Annotated in this window: 13 protein-coding genes; 7 read left to right on the top strand and 6 right to left on the bottom strand. The window is 50.1% G+C overall.

Going from position 1 to position 19,190, the window contains the following annotated elements:
• The first annotated feature begins 204 nt into the window (after window positions 1–204).
• Window positions 205–1,467: a sugar MFS transporter gene (locus tag ACJJI6_RS10505; protein ID WP_413664876.1), complete on the top strand. Its 1,263-nt coding sequence runs from the start codon at window positions 205–207 to the stop codon at window positions 1,465–1,467.
• A gap of 146 nt (window positions 1,468–1,613) precedes the next feature.
• Here ACJJI6_RS10505 and ACJJI6_RS10500 read toward each other — a convergent pair whose 3' ends face one another.
• Together ACJJI6_RS10500 and ACJJI6_RS10495 are read right to left on the bottom strand one after the other, a co-directional pair.
• Window positions 1,614–2,453: a LytR/AlgR family response regulator transcription factor gene (locus ACJJI6_RS10500; RefSeq protein ID WP_413664877.1), complete on the bottom strand. Its 840-nt coding sequence runs from the start codon at window positions 2,451–2,453 to the stop codon at window positions 1,614–1,616.
• On the bottom strand, window positions 2,450–3,622 hold the full coding sequence (locus ACJJI6_RS10495) for a sensor histidine kinase (protein ID WP_413664878.1): 1,173 nt from the start codon (window positions 3,620–3,622) through the stop codon (window positions 2,450–2,452). The genes ACJJI6_RS10500 and ACJJI6_RS10495 overlap by 4 nt, the downstream gene beginning before the upstream one ends.
• A gap of 524 nt (window positions 3,623–4,146) precedes the next feature.
• Between ACJJI6_RS10495 and ACJJI6_RS10490 the strand changes: the two genes are divergently transcribed.
• The 3 genes from ACJJI6_RS10490 (at window position 4,147) to ACJJI6_RS10480 (ending at window position 10,011) form a co-directional block, all read left to right on the top strand.
• Window positions 4,147–5,478: a sugar MFS transporter gene (locus tag ACJJI6_RS10490; RefSeq protein WP_413664879.1), complete on the top strand. Its 1,332-nt coding sequence runs from the start codon at window positions 4,147–4,149 to the stop codon at window positions 5,476–5,478.
• Between the two features lie 385 nt (window positions 5,479–5,863).
• Window positions 5,864–8,455, top strand: coding sequence for a glycoside hydrolase family 3 protein (locus tag ACJJI6_RS10485; RefSeq protein ID WP_475713335.1), 2,592 nt, complete (start codon window positions 5,864–5,866; stop codon window positions 8,453–8,455).
• Window positions 8,456–9,243: 788 nt separating this feature from the next.
• Window positions 9,244–10,011, top strand: a complete 768-nt coding sequence (locus ACJJI6_RS10480) for an alpha/beta fold hydrolase (protein ID WP_475713334.1) — start codon at window positions 9,244–9,246, stop codon at window positions 10,009–10,011.
• A 129-nt stretch (window positions 10,012–10,140) separates the two neighbouring features.
• On the opposite strand, the gene ACJJI6_RS10475 is transcribed toward ACJJI6_RS10480, so the two are convergent.
• The 4 genes from ACJJI6_RS10475 to ACJJI6_RS10460 form a co-directional block, all read right to left on the bottom strand.
• Window positions 10,141–10,812: a DUF1349 domain-containing protein gene (locus tag ACJJI6_RS10475; protein ID WP_475707407.1), complete on the bottom strand. Its 672-nt coding sequence runs from the start codon at window positions 10,810–10,812 to the stop codon at window positions 10,141–10,143.
• Window positions 10,809–11,891, bottom strand: coding sequence for a sugar phosphate isomerase/epimerase family protein (locus ACJJI6_RS10470; protein ID WP_475713333.1), 1,083 nt, complete (start codon window positions 11,889–11,891; stop codon window positions 10,809–10,811). Before ACJJI6_RS10470 ends, ACJJI6_RS10475 begins: the two co-directional genes overlap by 4 nt.
• 95 nt (window positions 11,892–11,986) lie before the next feature.
• Window positions 11,987–13,723, bottom strand: a complete 1,737-nt coding sequence (locus ACJJI6_RS10465) for a GMC oxidoreductase (protein ID WP_475713332.1) — start codon at window positions 13,721–13,723, stop codon at window positions 11,987–11,989.
• Window positions 13,724–13,734: 11 nt separating this feature from the next.
• Window positions 13,735–14,328 (bottom strand): gluconate 2-dehydrogenase subunit 3 family protein, encoded by a 594-nt coding sequence (locus ACJJI6_RS10460; RefSeq protein WP_444916486.1) that lies wholly within the window; start codon window positions 14,326–14,328, stop codon window positions 13,735–13,737.
• Between the two features lie 490 nt (window positions 14,329–14,818).
• Between ACJJI6_RS10460 and ACJJI6_RS10455 the strand changes: the two genes are divergently transcribed.
• From ACJJI6_RS10455 to pyrG, 3 genes are all read left to right on the top strand, one after another.
• Window positions 14,819–16,048, top strand: coding sequence for a helix-turn-helix domain-containing protein (locus ACJJI6_RS10455; RefSeq protein WP_475713331.1), 1,230 nt, complete (start codon window positions 14,819–14,821; stop codon window positions 16,046–16,048).
• A 68-nt stretch (window positions 16,049–16,116) separates the two neighbouring features.
• Window positions 16,117–17,427: a tRNA lysidine(34) synthetase TilS gene (gene tilS, locus ACJJI6_RS10450; RefSeq protein WP_475713330.1), complete on the top strand. Its 1,311-nt coding sequence runs from the start codon at window positions 16,117–16,119 to the stop codon at window positions 17,425–17,427.
• 125 nt (window positions 17,428–17,552) lie between these two features.
• The gene (gene pyrG, locus ACJJI6_RS10445; protein ID WP_252085084.1) at window positions 17,553–19,187 is read left to right on the top strand and encodes a CTP synthase; all 1,635 of its coding nucleotides are present in this window, start codon (window positions 17,553–17,555) and stop codon (window positions 19,185–19,187) included.
• The last annotated feature ends 3 nt before the right edge of the window (window positions 19,188–19,190 follow it).

The following is a 19,190-nucleotide window of genomic DNA, read 5'->3' as shown; positions in this document are numbered from 1 at the left end:
ATAGCAGACAGTCTGGAGCTTGGCGGCCGCTGAATGTCCACGCTGCCCCCATTTTGAACCCCCTTATCGAAAAGCCCTCTGAGGCGGCGCTACCTCCATGATAGAAAGTACCAACAATAAAGATTGGTGCAATAGGCACAGGTTTGCCCGGATAAAAATATCGACCGGAGAGGCCTGTGAGCTGAAGTCTCAGGATTAATAATTATGGCAATAATGCAGAGTAATACAGCAACGGATGCTGCGCAGATACCGACGGGTGACCAGTCGGGGCACAGGTTTGCCCTGGTGGCGCTGACCTCACTATTTTTTATGTGGGGCTTTATCACCTGCCTGAATGATATTTTGATTCCCTACTTGAAAGGAATTTTCGAGCTGAACTATGCCCAGGCAATGCTGGTGCAGTTCTGCTTTTTTGGTGCTTATTTCCTCGTTTCCCTGCCTGCCGGTGCCCTGGTCAGTAAAATTGGTTATCAGAAAGGGATTGTGACCGGCTTAAGTATTTCAGTGGTTGGCTGTTTGCTGTTTATCCCCGCTGAAAGAATGGAAGTCTATGCACTGTTCCTCGGTGCACTGTTTATTCTGGCTTCCGGTATTACTATTTTACAGGTTTCCGCCAATCCTTATGTAACAGCACTGGGCGATGAGCGCACGGCGCCCAGCCGCCTGACCCTGACCCAAGGCTTTAACTCTCTGGGCACCACTATCGCCCCTCAATTTGGTGCACTGCTGATTTTACCCGCTGCCGGTGTTGCAGCGGGTGCTGCCAGCGCTGCTGTTATTGAAGTGCCTTACCTGATTCTGGCCTCCGCGCTGGCGATCCTGGCTATCGTCTTCGCATTTTTGAATTTGCCGGCGATTGTCAGTAGTGCAACTTCTGAGTCTGTTTCCAATACTGAAGCCGCTTCCGCCTGGAGCTACCGTCACTTGGTGTTGGGTGCGATCGCTATTTTTGTCTACGTGGGTGCTGAAGTCTCTATCGGCAGCTTCCTGGTGAACTTTATCGCTGAGGATTCCATCGCCGGTTTGGAAGAGTCTGAAGCCGCCTTCTATATCTCCCTGTATTGGGGTGGCGCTATGGTTGGTCGCTTTGCCGGCGCTTTAATTATGCGCTTTATCTCTGCTGGCAAAGTGCTCGCAATCTGCTCTATCGGCTCCTGTGTATTGTTGTTAATTACTGTTACGGGTAGCGGCTATCTGGCGATGTGGGCGGTACTGGCTGTGGGTCTGTGCAACTCTATTATGTTCCCGACTATCTTTAGTTTGGCGCTGGCCAAGCTGGGCCCATCGACCAGTCAGGGCTCCGGAATCTTATGCCTGGCCATTGTAGGCGGTGCTATTGTGCCGTTGTTACAGGGGCTTCTGGCTGACCAAATTGGTATCCAATTGGCGTTCGTTCTGCCGATCTTCTGTTACCTCTATATTCTCTACTACGGTCTCTCAGGACACCGTACAGATAAACGCGCTTAAGTTTTCTTTTCTTCTCTTCTGAGCTCGTTTGCCGGCATTTTTATGCCGGCTTTTTTGTGTCCGGAATAAATGGCCAATTTGAAATGTATTTGATTGTGGGGGGAGGGGGTACCGGCGATCCCTGCCAGTTTTAGAGAGGTTGGGGGTTAGGAAGCTTGGGGGGCAGTTAGATCAGACTGTTTGTTGGAATCGAGAAATTCTTTAATCGGTAAGCGATAGTTGCGACTTACTTTCAGTTTTGCACCGCTGCTCAGGGTGAGAAAGTACTCGCCTTTGGTCAGAACCTTGATGTGCACGATAAAATTTAGATTGACCAGTGTGGATCTGTGAATGCGTTTAAAAGTGTCCGGGCAGAGTTGTTTTTGCAGGTCTTTAATAGTGCTGCGCATTACATGGGTTTCCCCTTTGGCATGCACACACATATAGTCACCCGCCGCATCGATCCACTCGATATCCGGTTGGCTAACCATGGTGATACTGCCCCGGTCTTTAATGGCGAGACGCTGGGTTGAAGTAGCGGCGTTCTCTCCGCTTGATGCTTTGCCGGCACTGCTTTCGAAAGATCGCATCAGGCGATTTTTCTCTTCCTGATGGCCATCCTCTCCTTTGGATATCATCTGTGCCTGGCGCTGGCGGGCCCGATCGAGGGCTGTTTCCAGTCGGCGCGGGTCCAGTGGCTTGAGCACATAGTCAACCGCATGGACTTCAAAAGCCTTAAGGGCGTATTGGTCGTAGGCTGTGGCAAAGATGACCAAGGGCATGGTGTCAGCCTGCAGGTTGCGCACCACATCAAAACCGTTCATTCCTGGCATCTGCACATCGAGAATGAGTAGGTCTGGGTTGTGCTCTGAAACTGCTTGGACAGCTTCCCGGCCATTGCGACAACAGGCGAGAATATCCAGGTCCTTGCGTTCTTCGAGCATACTTTTCAGTAGTCTTAAAGCCAGGGGCTCGTCGTCCACCAGTACGACGCTGAGCTTGCTCATTGAACTTCTCCCTGTGTCAGGTGGGTTGATTGGTTGGAAATTTCCAGTGGAATATTGATGAGTACTTGCATACCGCCATCAGGAGTCTTGTTTTGTTCTATTTTGAAATCTTGCGGGTAGAGCGTCGATAGCCGTTCGCGTACGTTTTTGAGGCCCACTCCCGTTGAGGAGGATTCCGGGTCACATTCGCTGGCAAAGTGATCTGGGCAACCGGTATCGTAGACTTCCAGCACTAGGCGATCATCAGTATTGTGTGCGTGGATACCGATAGTGCCCCCCATTTCATTGGGGGCTATGGCATATTTTACCGAGTTTTCCACCAGTGGTTGCAGCAACATGCTGGGCACTTGTGCGCGGCGCACGGTTTCATCGATCGACAGGTCTACGGACAACCTGTCGGCAAAGCGGGTTTTTTCAATCTCCAAATAAAGCAATACCGCCTCGATCTCTCGTTCAAGCTCAACTTTCTGCATCGGGTCTTCTTTTAGGGAGAGCCTTAAAAAATCACTGAGACGCACAACCATTTCCCGCGCTTCATCAGCTTGCTGGAATCGAATTAGGGCGTTAATGGAGTTGAGCGTATTGAAGAGAAAGTGGGGGTTAAGCTGGTAGCGCAACATTTTTAGTTGCGCTTCATTGGCAATGGCCTCTGCTTGAAGTCTGCGGAGCTGCTCCCGTTCATGTACTGCTGCAACCTCCAGCATTTTCTTGTGCTCTTCATTGAGTAGGAAGTGATATTTTACCCCGCAGTACAGGGCGCTCCAGAATAAAAATACAAATAAAGAAGCGTAATACCAGCCGCCGAACTCAGACCAGATTGAGTGTTCACCACTGAGGCGTATATAGGCCTCCATTCGAACCAGGGTCCATATTCCCGAAATAACAGCGACAGCCAGAAGGTAGATCACGGTGCGGAAGGCGAGCTCTGATTCCCAGGCGACATCAAAAATCGGTTTTAGAAACAGGGATAATAAAAATGCAATAGCGCACTGGAATACTGTATTGACAGGCTCGAAGTGAGGCCACTCTGTAGGGGAGTGCCACAGGGTCAGTGAAAGAAAAGTGACCAGCAGTATGCCAACCCAGCTGACCAGCTGCAGTTTCCAAAACCAGCGGGTCGACTGAATTTCAGTGTTCGGTCTCGTATCTAGACGGGTCGAGTACTGCATGATTTCCCGCATATTTAGTATTGTGAAAAGGACGGGATAGACGCTCATCGTCGCGTTCATTATTATCCGCAGAATATTACCTTGCAGAAACGTGACCCGCCAGAGGGGATAGCGCCACGCTTCCGGCTTGTCCCCGAGAAAGTCCTTTTTATCTGATTTTGGGGTGAATAGTCGAGTAATTTTCGGCAATCTCGATTCAGAAGACAACTCCTCTCTATTTTTATATGCGAGTTAATCAGCCCGGACTTCTTTGAGACTAAAGTTCAGTGGTACTTCTGTTTATCCAGCTCGACACTATTAGATTGTCTATCTGGTCAAAAACGGTAATTTGAAATTTGGTTGAGTAGATAGGTAGTTGCCAATAATTGTGGTAAAAATGTGCAGGGCCTTTAACGGCTTGAATGAATCCACGGTCGCAAAGGTGATACTAACTTTTGCGCAAAATCATGTGGTGGCGGAAAAAATTCCGGGTGAATGGACCAACCGCTAGAAAGAAATAGTTTAGATTTGGGGATCGGTTTCCGATGAGCCAGATGTTGCCCGAATCGGGGTTCTCCTCGAGCGAGATGGCTAAATATGACACTGATGCCCGTGCCGGAGTAGCGGCCGGCGTTGCCCCGCGTTATATCAATTTAATTGCACTTACGTCCCTATTTCTGATTTGGGGATTTATTACCGGCCTGAACGATGTGCTGGTGCCGCACTTAAAAAATGTTTTTGAGTTGAGTTACACCAAAGCTGTCTTGGTGCAGTTTTACTTTTTTGCTGCCTATTTCCTGGTATCCGTGCCGGCAGGCATGTTGTTGAGGCGGGTTGGTTATCAGCTTGGGCTGGTGCTCGGGCTTTTGGTGGCTTGTGCGGGCTGCCTGGTCTTTATTCCCGCTGCCCGCTTACAAATCTACGAAGTGTTTTTGCTGGGGCTGTTTGTTCTGGCCTCCGGGATTACCCTGCTGCAGGTTTCCGCAAACCCCTATGTTATCGCGCTGGGCAGTGCTCGCACGGCGCCCAGTCGACTGAATCTTACCCAGGCTTTTAACTCCCTGGGAACTACCTTGGCACCGGTGATTGGCGGCGCAGTTTTCTTTGCGGGACTTACTATTACCGCTGACCCGGATACAGCGGCGAGTATTATTGAGTTCAGGGCCCGCGAAGCGGCTTTGGTGGAGACCCCTTATTTCTGGTTGGCAGTGCTTCTACTGGTGATGGTCGCTTTCTTTTCCTGGATCAGGTTGCCGGCTATTCCCGAGCACCAACAGGGTGGAGGAGCGGATGGTCACGATGTGTTTTCTCTGTGGCGTTTCCCCCGCTTGACCTTGGGGGCTGTAGGTATTTTTGCCTATGTGGGTGCGGAGGTGGCTATTGGCAGCTTTCTGGTGAGTTTCTTTGGTGAACCATCAGTGGCAAAGATGGCTCCTTTTGAAGCGTCAAAGTATGTCTCTTATTACTGGGGCGGAGCGATGATTGGGCGCTTTGCCGGGGCCTTTTTGCTGCGCTTTGTCTCTGCTGGAAAAACCCTGGCGGTTTGTGGCCTGGGTTCGGTGGTACTTATTGCAATCGCGATGATGACGTCTGGCCCGATCGCGGTCTGGTCCATAGTTGCGGTGGGTCTGTGTAACTCGATTATGTTCCCGACTATATTCAGCCTGGCCTTGCGCGGGCTGGGTAAACATACCAGCCAGGGTAGCGGTATCTTATGCATGGCAATTGTAGGTGGTGCAATTATTCCTCTTTTCCAGGGAATGCTGGCTGATAGCGCCGGTATACAGTATTCATTTTTGGTGCCTCTGGTGTGTTACTGCTATATCGTTTATTACGGCGCTTTTTCACGAACCCTGCGCGGTAGCGCAGTGGAGTAGAACCTTCATTTATCCTTTCCGCCTTGTCTGCAATTTGGACCAGCCCATCGGATTTCTATTGGCCTGTAGAGACAAGTACTGCAATTTGTTGTCATTGCGAACTGTGCCCACTGGGTAGCCATGACTCAGTTTTATGGCCGATCGGTGAATACGGCATTAGCAGAACTTGATTCCGACGAGAGCTGGATCTGGAGTTATCTCTAATATTTCAGCTCGGTGGAGGCAGACCGTGCACAACTGCCGGGGCAGGTGATGTGCGGCATAATAAATATGGCGATAGTAGGTCGCGCTGGGTGTAGGGCTTTGGAGATATTTCCTCTGAAGTTTGTCTGAGCGCAACTCGTAGAGCCAGTTAACAAGCGTGGAATAATTTTGGGAGTTATTCGTGAATTTTAGTAAGCGATTTTCGCTGGGCTTTGTGCTCTGTGCTTCTGTGCTCGCCGGGTGTCATTCCGAGAGCCAACAAACTGAGCCAAAAGCCGATAAAGCGCAGGCCGATACTGGCACCAGTGCCGCCGAGGGCATCGACAACTGGCCTGAACTCAAGCCAGCCTTACCACGCGATGAAAAGCTGGAAGCCCAAATCACTGAAATCATGTCCCGCATGTCTCAGGAAGAGAAAGTGGGTCAGATGATCCAGGCGGAAATCCGCAGCGTTACTCCTGAAGATGTGAAGACCTATCACCTGGGTTCCGTATTGAATGGTGGTGGCGCCTTCCCGAACAACGATAAGTTTGCCACGCCGCAAGACTGGTTGGCCCTTTCTGACGCCTTCTTTAAGGCTTCTATGGACACTTCCGATGGCGGTGTTGCGATTCCCCTGATCTGGGGTTCCGATGCGGTTCACGGCCACAACAATGTGATCGGTGCGACCCTGTTCCCGCACAATATTGGTCTGGGTGCCGCCCAGGATCCAGAGCTGATTGAGCGTATCGGCAGCGCCACCGCCCGCGAAGTGGCAGTGACCGGTATCGATTGGACTTTCGCTCCCACCGTCGCGGTAGTCCGCGATGACCGCTGGGGCAGAACTTACGAGAGCTATTCCGAAGATCCCAAGATTGTTGCGGATTATGCCAAGGCAATGGTGAAGGGGCTCCAGGGCGAAAAATCCAGCGCTGAATTCCTGCGCGGCGAAAACCTGGTTGCCACTGCCAAGCACTTTGTCGGTGACGGTGGTACGAATCGAGGAATTGACCGAGGTGATAATGCGGTTCCGGAAAAAGAACTGGCAGAGGTCCATGCGGCGGGTTACCTGACGTCTCTGCCGGCTGGCGTACAGACCGTGATGGCTTCATTCAATAGCTGGAACGGTGAAAAACTCCACGGCCACAAATACCTTCTGACCACTGTTTTGAAAGAGCGCCTCGGTTTTGATGGATTTGTGGTGGGCGACTGGAATGGCCACGGTTTCGTGCCCGGTTGCACTGTAGAGAGCTGTGCAGCGGCGATTAATGCCGGCCTGGATATGTTTATGGTGCCGGCGGACTGGAAAGCCCTGTACAACAACACCCTGGCCCAGGCCAAAAGCGGTGAAATCGGTGCAGAGCGTATCGATGATGCTGTTCGCCGCATCCTGCGAGTGAAGATCCGTGCAGGTCTGTTTGACCGCAATATGCCGCTGGCAGGCAAAGACGGCATCCTGGGCAACCCGGAGCACCGCGCAATCGCTCGTGAAGCGGTACGCAAATCCCTGGTGTTGCTGAAAAATAACGACCAGCTGCTGCCATTGGCTGCTGACCAGAATATTCTGGTTGCCGGCGATGGTGCGGATAACCTGTCCAAGCAGAGTGGTGGTTGGACGATTTCCTGGCAGGGTACCGGCAACACGCGCGCAGACTTCCCCGGTGCCACTTCAATTTTTGAAGGTATTTCATCGGCGGTTAAAGCCGCTGGCGGTGAAGCGGTATTGAGTGCTGATGGCAGCTTCTCAGATGCCACTTTTGCCAATGGTAAGGCACCCAAGGTTGCTGTTGTTGTATTTGGCGAAGAGCCCTATGCAGAGTGGCACGGAGATATTACCAACCTGGAATACCAGCGCGGTAACAAGAAGGATTTGGCGCTGCTGAAAAAACTACGTGAGCAGGGTGTTCAGGTAGTCAGTGTGTTCCTTTCAGGCCGTCCTCTCTGGATTAACAGTGAATTGAATGCATCCGATGCCTTTGTTGCCGCCTGGCTGCCTGGCTCTGAAGGTGCTGGTGTTGCGGATGTGCTGATTAAAGGCGCCGATGGGGAAGCCCGTTACGACTTTACCGGCAAGCTGCCATTTAGCTGGCCAATGCACAGCTATCAGAATGTCCTGAATCCATACCACGACAATTACGAGCCACTGTTTGAGTTGGGCTATGGCCTGGCTGCTGAACAGGAATCCCTGGTGAGTAACGAATTGCCGGAGACCAGTGAATCCAGTGCCGGTGGCGGTTTGGAAGAAGCCTGGCTGTTGGTATCCCGCCCGCAAGCTCCCTGGGTGTTGAATATTGCTGAAGCTGGGGCAGAGGTTGTACCTGTACACGGTAACTTCGCGGTTAGTGGAGACGATAAAAACATCACTGTCAGCTCCATCGATATGTCTTCCCAGGAAGATGCTCGACTGATTACCTGGAAAGGCCTGCGTCCTGGCGCAGTTCAGTTGTCTGCTGAATATATGCAGGACCTGAATGTCTACCTGGAAGAGAAATCTGCGCTGACACTGAATATCCGTGTCGATCAGCCAATTGAAAAGCCGGTGGTGGCTACCATGAACTGTGGTGATGGCTGTTCTGCCAAGGTACCGTTGGAGTCTGCGCTGAAATCCATGGAACAGAAAAGCTGGACCCGGGTTTCTGTAGATCTGCAGTGTTTTGTAAAAGCCGGTGCGGATTTCGGCAAGGTCTTTAGTGCCTTTGGTCTGGAGAGTGAAGCTCCGATGGCTATTGCGGTTGCCAACGTTAAGTTGACCCCGGAAGCTGGAGTATCTGCTGATATTCGTTGTGACGGTTAAGTTACAACACACTTAAAGGGCTAATTACCCTCAGTTCTAACCGGAGCCTGTTTTTTGGTTCCGGTTAGCGGCTAAAACAATTTGTTCTCACAGGAACGGTGCCAGTGTGATGTTCTATCCCGTTGGCACTTCTTTGCCCGCCAATCTCTTCTTTCCAGATATTACTATTTCTTTTATCCCATAGATTTACTACTGGGGTGGAAGGAAAGAATACACTTCACTTGAGACACGCTGTGAATACATCCCTGTAAGCTCCTAATCGGCATCCGTGCCTCATAGGGTCCCGAGCGCAGTGTATTATTTCCTTCCTTAGTGTATTGGATAGTGTTATCCCACGATAAATCTACCTCTCCTGATTTTTGTTATTTCACGCCTTCATAGTATTACTTGTCACAAAATTATTGCCGCTATTGGTGCTGTATTGAGTTGTCAGGCACTGCAAACGTGCAGGCGAATAAATAATTCAATAAATTTTATTTTCTAATCTTATTTAAATTTTGGAGTGGGGTAGGCTTTGCGCAGGTTCCATTTTCTCGGGAACAGAAAGGTAATTGATTTGAAATGAAGCTGCCATTCCTCTCTGGTTAGTATGACTTCGCTCTCAAAATTAGGGCTCTTGGATAGTTGGCATTCTTATTGCTGGTTATTTTTCGAGTGTTTACTTTTCAGACCTGGCCTTCCATTGAATTATGGCGGTTATGGTGGGTTGGTTCCCTATTTGATTTTTATGCATTTTGAAGTCCTCGGTCATGGTGGTGCCGGGGATGGTGCGGATAAATTAACTTGAAATGGAATTGGAGGAACTAATGGCACCTTGTCATATCGTTTTTTTACCAGGACTTTTCGCGCGTGGGTGGATTTGGAACCAGGTTGCAGACGCTTGTCGGCAGCAGGGGCATAAAATAACTGTTATCGAGCCATCTATCCCTGAGGTTTTTATGGGTAAGTTGGATTCGGCGCACGAAATGATTAGAGAGTGTCTCCAGTTAAATGGAGATATGGATAATAATATTTTGGTCGGCAACTCGATGAGTGGGCTTATTACGTTAGATTTTGCCGCAAAATATCCTGAACTGGTAGCTGGGGTGGTTATCAGTGGAGCCCCGGGGCTTGAGGAGTTGGAGGCAGGAGTTTCCCTTTCTGATTTACGCGGATCGGTACCTGGAGCAGCAAATATACTTTGTGAGCGGGTCTTCCGAGATATTAACCGCCTGCCGAAACCGGACTACGAAAAGGGCGTCGCCGATATCAATACTATTTTCTCCACCAACGAAACGTTTAAGTCGGTAGTTAAATGGCTGAATATAAGTAGGAAGTATGATGTTCATGGCAGTTTGAAGAAAGTGAGATACCCGATCAAGTTAATATGGGGAGACTTCGATCAAATAACACCGGCTGAATCCTGGCGGTCGCTGGCCTCCCAGAATGATAATTTGGATTATTGTGAAGTGTATGATTGTGGGCACAGTCCTATGCTGGAAAAGCCTGAAGAATTTTATCAGCTTCTTTCTGGGTATCTTCTTGGTATAAACAGGCCCTTGGCGCGGACTGCTTGATAACAAGCATTTCCTGGGTGGCTCGAGATGCATAGCTATGACAGAAATTGCGCTTGTCATAGCTATGTATCTCGAAGGCTGTTATTAATGTTCTCTCGAAGTTTTTTCTTCGAGACGATAGTCGGGTCGTTAGGTTCCCTGCATATAGTCTGTAATTGTTTTTTCCTCAAAGTTAATATCAGAAAACAAAGCTTGTACTTTGGGGCCTGTAGGTGATTGGGCGAGAAAACCAATCCTGGTGGACTTGGAGGTCTGCAGGGAAAATGATCGAAGGTATGACCAGTGTCTGCTATCCTCTGAGTGATAAAAGAAGTATGTAGTTCCTTTCCTTGCAATTTTTAGATGGCTGTATTCCCTCTGGGTTTCTATATGGTAGGCATCGTCACCACCTTTATAAGCGACGGTAGACGCTATGCCATTTTTGCCAGAGTTAAACCTCTCAAGTAGAAGTTTTGCCCAGTTTCCCTCGTCTACATAAACAATTAAAGCGGCTCCATCAAAGCTTTTCTCAAGGTCTACAGAGACTTTTGCGGAAAAAATAAAGTCAGCTTTCGGTGCAAAAAGTAACCTTGGGGCATTGTCTATTTGATAAGAACTGTCGGCATTGGTGAATAAATCGCTGCCTTTTGTAGCGGTGATGGTGATTTTTGACGGGGCGATGCTTGGTTCTTGAATGGTGTGCTGCTTTGCCAGCGGATAGGGGATTTTTAAATAGTTGTAAGTTTCTGGGGCGGCTGTCATTGCTATGCAATTGCTGGCTTGAAGTATCAATGTCAATAGAGCGGGGAATAGGTATTTCATGATTTTATATCCTTTCTAGTGGACATATACGATGAAAGGTATTGCTGAAGATTTGCTTTTGATTTTATAAGTGCCTCTATTGTTTCCATACCCTTTGGTGCAGTCTCCTGCTCAAGAATAATCCACTGGCTGCCGCCGACTTCGATACTGGCCTCAATAATTGAAGGCCAATCTATTAGATCCATGCCGATTATAGGGAGCCTCTGAATAACTCCGTAATGCCTCTGCGGGCCTTGAAGGCTGCAGATGTTAGGCGCAGCTCGCCGCGAATGGCCGTAGCCCTTTGCAAGAGCTGCAACGCAGCAGCTGTAGCCTTCAAGGCCCGCCCTTCGGGGCTCGCAGAGCGATTCACACTCCGCGTTGCAACTTCTTGAAAGGTCTAGACATTCCTGCGAAGCCGCGCCTTGATTGTGAACCGCTCTGCATGCCAGAGGCATCATGGAGTTATTCAGAGGCTCCCTAGCTTTATTGTTAATATTCTCATCAGGAACCCAGGATTTAAAGTGAGTGGTATAGGTTCGCCCCGGATATCGTTTTAGATAGTTGATAGGATCTTTGCCTGCCGCAGAAACCCAGCCGATGTCTAACTGCAAAATGAAATTGTCATCAGTAGACTGGGATATATAGTCCCAGAAAGTTGTGTTTTGATAGGTGGAAAATTCTTTATCGTGATTATGAAATCCCATTTTCAAACCGTACTTGGAAAGAACGGATTGCGCACTGCGAAGCTGCGATATTAACTTGTTTACTCCGTTAGGGTCCCAGCTTCTCGGGTCCCAGCCAACAATTAGGTATTCGGCACCCAGGGTCTGGTAATAAGTGGCCGTTGCATCAATTGATTCCGGGAGCAGCTGGGTAATAGAAACGTGTGCACCGCTCAATTTTAGCTTTAATTGCTCCAGTAGAGAGCGGAGTTCCTTTGATTTTTCTTTGTACAGACCTAGTTCCGCAGCCAGTTCTATCGCATTAAAACCTGCTGCTTTTAGTCTTTTTAGTGTGCCTGAAAAGTCCCGGTTTAACTCATGGCGAACAGACCATAGTTGAACCACGAGTTGGGGTTCAATTTTCTCAGTAGTCATATTCACTTCTATCGCGATTGATTTTAAGGTAGGTAAAGTTGTCAAGAAAAGAGCTGTAAACAGATTGCGAGATAAATTTCGTAGGCTTATCACTTTTATAATCTCCCCGCAGAAAGTTCGCTGGCTGCATAGTTTGCGGCTCGAGCAGTTAATGCCATAAAAGTTAGAGAGGGGTTTTGAACTGCTGAAGAGGCGAAGCAGGAGCCATCGGTTACAAAAAGGTTGGGTATATCGTGCGACTGGTTGTGCCCATTTAAAACTGAGTTGGTTTTATCACTACCCATTCGTGCTGTGCCTACCTCATGGATGGCACTTCCAGGGGGGTATTTATCACTAGTGACTTGTCCACTAACTTCACTTAGCCCCAAATTCTTAAGCATAGCTTGCATGGTCTCACAGGCATCCTCCATCATTAGGCGCTCATTTTCAGACCATTGGCAATTGATATGTAGTTGCGGGATTCCCCACTTATCTTTTTTGGTGGAGTGGAGGCTGACCTGGTTTTCGTGCCTCGGTAACATCTCTCCCTGTGCACCGATCCAAAATCCCCAGCGCCCAGGTTGTTGCAGTTTTTCTTTGAAAGATTTTCCAATCCCCTCGGAAGCAGCCATTGTCCGCCAGTCCTGCCGATAGGCGCTTCCTGAAATCTGGTAGCCGCGCTTGTAGTGCTTTCGGTAAAGTTCGGGGCGATATTGGAAATTGGGAATCAGGATGCCGGTTGGTCTCCACCCGGAGAAGTACTCATCTTCATAACCATCAATAAAGCCGTGGGCTGAGGCATTGTAATTGTGGTCCATAAGGTAGTGGCCCAGTACACCAGAGCTGTTGGCGAGCCCCTTGGGGAAATGCTTGTTGGCTGAGTTGAGGAGTATTTGGGTTGAGCCCAATGTGGATGCGCAGAGGAAAACGATTCGGCCAAAATACTCTCGTTGTTGCAGGGTTTCGCTGTCGATTACCCTTACGCCAGCTACTCGGTTCTTTTTCGAATTATAAATAAGTCTGTGTACCACGCTATTACTGGCAATTTGTAGTTTGCCGGTTCTCATTGCGGCTGGCATGGTGGCGCTTTGTGTAGAAAAGTAGCCGCCGAATGAGCAGCCTCGTTGGCACTGGTTACGAGCCTGGCAGTTGTATCGGCCTAGGGCTACCTGTTCCCGGTTTGGCTTGGTCAGGTGAGCCGCTCTTCCAATAATGAGATGCTTATCACGATACTGCTTTTCAAACCTGGACTTGATGTCTTGTTCACACTGGTACATCTCAAATGGTGGTTGGTATTCGGAGTCTGGCAGTTGCTCAATATTGTCCGTATTGCCACTGATTCCGGCAAAGCGTTCGACTTTGCTGTACCAGGGAGCGATATCCTTGTAGCGAATGGGCCAATCAACTCCTACGCCATCACGTTTGTTTGCGAGAAAGTCGTGGTTACTAAATCTATATGACTGCCGGAACCAGAGAAGGCTTTTGCCCCCTACTTGATTGCCGCGAATCCAGGTAAAGTCCGAACCGGGCTCTGTGGAGTAGGGTTGTTCGTTGTCATTGCAGAAAAAATGCTTGGTGCTTTCATTGAGAAAAATACTACGACTTTGTATCGGGTAGATTTCTTTTTTCTCTTTCAGGTTCATTTTAGTACGGAGTGGGAATTCCCAAGGTCCCTTGTTTTCTGTGGGGTAGTCCTGACCGTGTTTTACCATCCGGCCCCGATCTATCATCAGGGTATTTAACCCTCGTTCGGTTAGTTCTTTTGCTGCCCAGCCACCGCTAATACCTGACCCTATAACGATTGCGTCAAATACTTGGCTTTCTTTTTGGATCAATAATTCATCATTTTGCATAGTGCTTTCCTTTAAATACGTGGCAGTGAACCCCAGGCCTTCCCGGTTTGATCCAAGGGAACTGAACCTTTGAACCCACCGGGAATTGCTTGGTAAGCAAGTTCACGGGTGGCTCCGGTAAAGCTGGTGTAGTAGCCAAGGCACACCAGGAATTTAAGATTCCTGAAATCTTGCTGTAAGTCTGGGTTAAAGGGGGCTATTCCGGTGTCGAGTGATTCGAGTAGAGCAACCGATTGTTCTGGGGCAAGATGAATAAAGGGGTGTCCATACCGGGTGGTGGCACACTCATCCAACTCATGTAAGAGCTTTTTGGTTTTTAGCTGGGTCTGCTCTTCTATACAGTCGGTTAAATAGTGATCGACAAATAAATGGCACTCTGTTTCAGCTGCGCCGGGAGTATCCGTTGCGGGTATCAGGTAGGAGCAGATTTTGTGCAGGGTGGTGAGTTGTTCAATAGAGAAAAGCCGTGCCCGGTAGGCGTCAGTTCTTCGCGATTTGAAAAAATTATCTGCTGCCGCAAGAGCTTGCTGCTCTGTGCAGGTTAGGGCCAGAGAGGTCCCGCCCACAGTGGCCAGTCCTTGAATAAATTTCCGACGGTTTATCATCCCGGTCTCCCCTTGTTGCTTGAAGAGTTAGTTCTTTTCTGGTGAATCGATACTGGTAGGGAGATTTTGTCTTCGGGGCTCAAGCTCGTCGTCTTGATTTGTGGTAATACCCAAATCTGGACGTACAAATTCAGGTATTACCTAAAGCTTTACCCCTCATTTGGACGGGTCGATGGTGGTTTAGTGGTAATATCTTTCTAGGGAGCCTCTGAATAACTCCGTGATACCTCTGGCATGCAGAGCGGTTCACAATCAAGGCGCGGCTTCGCAGGAATGTCTAGACCTTTCAAGAAGTCGCAACGCGGAGTGTGAATCGCTCTGCAAGCCCCGAAGGGCGGGCCTTGAAGGCCACAGCTGCTGCGTTGCAGCTCTTGCAAAGGACTAGGCCATTCGCGGCGAGCTACGCCTAACATCTGCAGCCTTCAAGACCCGCAGAGGCATTATGGCGTTATTCAGAGGCTCCCTAGGTAGAAGGGCTATTTGAGTATCAATGGACGCTTTACTATTCAATTTCCACGATATTGTTTTGATAATGACCAGTTATCAGTGCGCTCTTTTTGCACTGTTGTTGTTAGTGATTCGTCGTGAGCGGCGTTTCAGCAACACCTTGTTGGCGCTATTTCTGTTCTCACAAGCCGCTATTCCCCTGGATATCCTGATTAATTTTGGTGAGGGTTTCCGCAGTTGGTCCATTGAGACTTCCCCGAACTTGTTTTTTGTATTTGGCGCAGCCTACTGGTTAGAAGGTCCCCTGTTGCTTTGGTATACCCGCTCCTTAACTCGCGAGGGGTTTAGGATTTCCAGGCGGTACCTTTGGTACCTGCTGCCTTTTTTTCTGGCAGTTGTGTTTGAATATTTCTCCTACTGGCAATTTGATAGCGAAACCAAGACAGCCATGCTGCGTGGGGAGAATTTAACTACTGGCTCAATGTTCGATCACTTGTTGGGATTGGCTCGTGAATCGCTTAGGGTACTTTTCGGTGTTTTGTGCCTTTTTGAGGTGCGTCGATGCCGCAGGCAGATTCGAGATAATCATTCCAGTATTGAGAAAATTGACCTGACTTGGCTGCTGGTGTTGATCTGGGGCTTCTTGCTGGTTCGTATTTGGGCTCTGATGATTAACCTGGCGGTAGGGTTGGCGCAGGAGTGGCAGCTCCAGTTGGATATTGGAGCGATGGGGCTGTTTAGTAACTACGCCGTATTTGTTTTGGTTAGTGCAATGATCTTCTTTAGTCTCAGTTACTCCTCAATGTTTGAGGGCGATGGGCATAAAGTGGAGAAGTCCGGGGAAGGTGTAGGTTCTGACCTGGAACAGGATGCTAATGGTGAGCCTGAGATTGACCTGGAGTTGGCAGCCCAAATTGAAAATTATATGCGGGAAGAAAAGCCTTACTTGGTTCCAGCCCTTACCCTAGAGCAGTTGTCCGGGCAGTTACAGGTATCACGCAGGTTGCTTTCACAGACGATTAATTGTCATTTTCAGTGCAACTTCTTCGAGTTTGTAAACCGTTACCGTATAGGTGAGGCAAAACGGATGTTGCGGGAGTCGCAAAATGCGGGGCTCACCGTGATGGAGGTAATGTTGTCCTCGGGCTTTAATACCAAGGCTACATTTAACTCCTTTTTTAAGAAAATGGTGGGTATGACGCCGACCGAGTACCGCCGGCTTAATTACGAAGCCAGGGCTGGCAGTGAGAAGGGTGCTGTAGAGCCCAGCTAAAGGGCTCTAGCCGCCTTTGCTGGGTTTGGCAGTATACTTTTGAAAATTTGATTCTGGCTCGACCTCTTGTGAAATCCGTAGACCCCCCTGAAAAACTCCCAACTCTGATAAAGGGATTACTAAAGTCCCACCCTGCCAGCGGCCAGTTGTGGGTGGGGTTTTCTGGTGGTCTGGACTCCACTGTTCTCCTGCACCTTCTGGTAACTTGCCAGGTTCCCGTGCGTGCGCTTCATATTCACCATGGCCTAAATACAAATGCGGACATTTGGCTGGCTCACTGTAAAGAGTTTGCTGAAAGTCTGGCGGTACCCTTTACAGCCATTCAGGTTACTGTTGATTACAAAGATGGCGGATTGGAGCAGGGGGCTCGCCGGGCGAGATATGCCGCCTTCAATCAGGTGATGTCCGAAGGTGATCAAATTCTGCTCGGTCACCACGCGGACGACCAAGCTGAGACTTTCCTGCTGCGCTTAATGCGGGGCGCGGGCGTGTTGGGATTGGCCTGCATGTCCGAGAGTCGAACGATCGGAGATAATAAGTACTTACTGCGCCCTCTACTCGGAGCGGGGCGAAAAGAGCTAGAGCAGTGGGCTGAGGCTCATGGATTGAGCTGGATTGAAGATGACAGCAATGCGGATGAGGCCCTAGAGCGGAATTTTTTGCGGCATCGAGTTGTGCCACTGCTCAACCAGCGTTGGGGAGTGAGTCGCCAGATCGCTCGGGCAGCGGAGAACCTGAGGGAGTCTGCGGACTTGCTGTCTGAGTTGGCACTTGCTGACCTGGAGGAGGTTGATTTAAAGGTGGAGCGATTTGGCGAAAGCCTGGCCCTGCCTCGCTTCTTCAGCCTTAGCGAGGGGCGCCGTAAAAACCTTATGCGGCATTGGGTGTTGCGCCAAGGGGGGCGGCCGCCAGAGTCAGCCCTATTAAATCAGGCGCTTTCCCAGGTGACTCATGCGGCGGAGGATGCGCAGCTTGAAGTTAATTTGGGCGGGCGTGTGGTGCGGCGTTTTCGGGATCGTCTTTATCTGACTCCTGAGTTGGCGCCAATTGCCAATAGTTCCGATAAAAGTTGGCACTGGGATGGCAGCTCTAACCTGGCTCTGCCAGCGGGTGGCACTCTTCGGCCATCTTCGGATTGGCCCGTGGACGACTATAGAGTGTGTTATCGCAGAGGAGGGGAGCGTGCTCATCCGGTAAATCGCTCCAGGTCACAAACGCTTAAGAAGCTCTTGCAGGAGTGGGCCCTTGAGCCCTGGCTCAGGGATCGCGTCCCATTGGTATTTTTGGGGGATGATCTGGTGGCTGTCGCGGGGCTCTTTTCATGCAAAGCAGGCTGCGCCATCCCGGATGAACCACCCGGCTGGCGGTTTTTCGATTGAGTGTTAAGGGGGTTTCTGCTACCCTGGCGCCCCGTCTAAAAGGCACCGGGAGAAGCTGGATTATCCGCCCGGGCCAGCCCTGTAAGCTCGACATTCATCGAGCGCTCAACTGACCAAGGTTTTGCATGACGCGCTATATTTTTGTAACTGGTGGCGTGGTTTCCTCGTTGGGGAAAGGTATCGCCTCCGCCTCTTTGGCCGCCATTCTCGAGGCCCGTGGCCTCAAGGTTACCATCCTCAAACTGGACCCCTACATCAACGTAGACCCGGGTACCATGAGTCCCTTCCAGCACGGCGAGGTGTATGTCACCGAGGATGGTGCCGAGACTGACCTGGACCTGGGTCACTACGAACGCTTTATCCGTACCCGGATGTCCAAGCGTAACAACTTCACCACCGGCCGCGTGTACGAAACCGTACTGCGCAAAGAGCGCCGTGGTGACTACTTGGGTGGCACCGTACAGGTGATCCCCCATATTACCGACGAGATCAAGCGCCGCGTTGTAGAAGGTGGCCGCGATGTCGACGTCGCTATTGTTGAAATCGGTGGCACCGTAGGTGATATCGAATCCCAACCGTTCCTGGAGTCTGTGCGTCAGCTGCGTGTGGAAATGGGCACCAATCGCGCCCTGTTGATCCACCTGAGCTATGTGCCTTTCCTTGCCACTGCTGGTGAAACCAAGACCAAGCCGACTCAGCACTCTGTTAAAGAGTTGCGTTCAATCGGCTTGCAGCCGGATATTCTGCTGTGCCGTTCCGAGCGCGAGATCGATGAGGACTCCCGCCGCAAGATCGCACTGTTCACTAATGTGGAAGAGCGCGCTGTTGTACCTCTGCCCGATGCCAAGACCATCTACGGCGTACCGCGTCTTCTGCACAGTTACGGCCTCGACGATATCGTTGTGGAAAAACTGCAGCTGGAATGCCAGGCACCAGACCTTTCCGAGTGGGATGAGGTGGTCGATGGCAAGCTGAACCCGCAGCACGAAGTGAAAATTGCCATGGTTGGCAAATACATGGAGTTGCTGGATGCCTATAAGTCCCTGATCGAGTCCCTGACCCATGCGGGTATCAAGCATCGCTGCAAAGTGGATATCGACTTTATCAACGCTGAAGACGTTGAGGGTGAGAACGGCATTGACCTGATCAAGGATGCCGATGCAATCCTGGTTCCCGGCGGATTTGGTGAGCGCGGTTTAGAGGGCAAGCTTGAATCTGTTCGCTACGCTCGTGAAAACAATATTCCTTACCTGGGCATCTGCCTCGGTTTGCAGTCTGTGGTTATCGAGTTCGCGCGTAATGTGCTCGGCCTCGAAGGTGCCAACAGTACTGAATTCAATACTAAAACCCCGCACCCGGTTATCGGCCTGATCACAGAGTGGATCGATAGCGAAGGCAATATCGAGAAGCGCGATGAGCAGTCCGACCTGGGTGGCACCATGCGCTTGGGCGGTCAGGAGTGTCGCTTGGCTAAAGACACCAAGGCTCGCGATATCTACGGCGCAGACGTCATTGTAGAACGCCACCGCCACCGCTACGAAGTGAACAACAATTACGTTGATCGCCTGCAGCAAGCTGGTTTGAAAATTGGCGGCTGGTCTGCAGACGATACCCTGGTAGAAATGGTTGAATTGCCGAACCATCCCTGGTTCGTTGCTTGCCAGTTCCACCCGGAATTTACTTCAACCCCGCGTGACGGCCATCCGCTGTTCGAAAGCTTTGTTGCCGCCGCAATGAAGCAGCGTGAAAACCAGGGTTAATCA

Source organism: Microbulbifer maximicatervae (SeqCode), from assembly GCF_056232625.1.
This window is presented reverse-complemented; position numbering and strand designations above follow the sequence as displayed.

Bases quoted from the DNA above. Each gene is read 5' to 3' on its own strand.
- ACJJI6_RS10505 (WP_413664876.1), top strand. From the start codon at position 205: ATGGCAATAATGCAGAGTAATACAGCAACGGATGCTGCGCAGATACCG.
- ACJJI6_RS10500 (WP_413664877.1), bottom strand. From the start codon at position 2,453: ATGAGCAAGCTCAGCGTCGTACTGGTGGACGACGAGCCCCTGGCTTTA.
- ACJJI6_RS10495 (WP_413664878.1), bottom strand. From the start codon at position 3,622: ATGCAGTACTCGACCCGTCTAGATACGAGACCGAACACTGAAATTCAG.
- ACJJI6_RS10490 (WP_413664879.1), top strand. From the start codon at position 4,147: ATGAGCCAGATGTTGCCCGAATCGGGGTTCTCCTCGAGCGAGATGGCT.
- ACJJI6_RS10480 (WP_475713334.1), top strand. From the start codon at position 9,244: ATGGAATTGGAGGAACTAATGGCACCTTGTCATATCGTTTTTTTACCA.
- ACJJI6_RS10475 (WP_475707407.1), bottom strand. From the start codon at position 10,812: ATGAAATACCTATTCCCCGCTCTATTGACATTGATACTTCAAGCCAGC.
- ACJJI6_RS10470 (WP_475713333.1), bottom strand. From the start codon at position 11,891: ATGACTACTGAGAAAATTGAACCCCAACTCGTGGTTCAACTATGGTCT.
- ACJJI6_RS10465 (WP_475713332.1), bottom strand. From the start codon at position 13,723: ATGCAAAATGATGAATTATTGATCCAAAAAGAAAGCCAAGTATTTGAC.
- ACJJI6_RS10460 (WP_444916486.1), bottom strand. From the start codon at position 14,328: ATGATAAACCGTCGGAAATTTATTCAAGGACTGGCCACTGTGGGCGGG.
- ACJJI6_RS10455 (WP_475713331.1), top strand. From the start codon at position 14,819: ATGGACGCTTTACTATTCAATTTCCACGATATTGTTTTGATAATGACC.
- pyrG (WP_252085084.1), top strand. From the start codon at position 17,553: ATGACGCGCTATATTTTTGTAACTGGTGGCGTGGTTTCCTCGTTGGGG.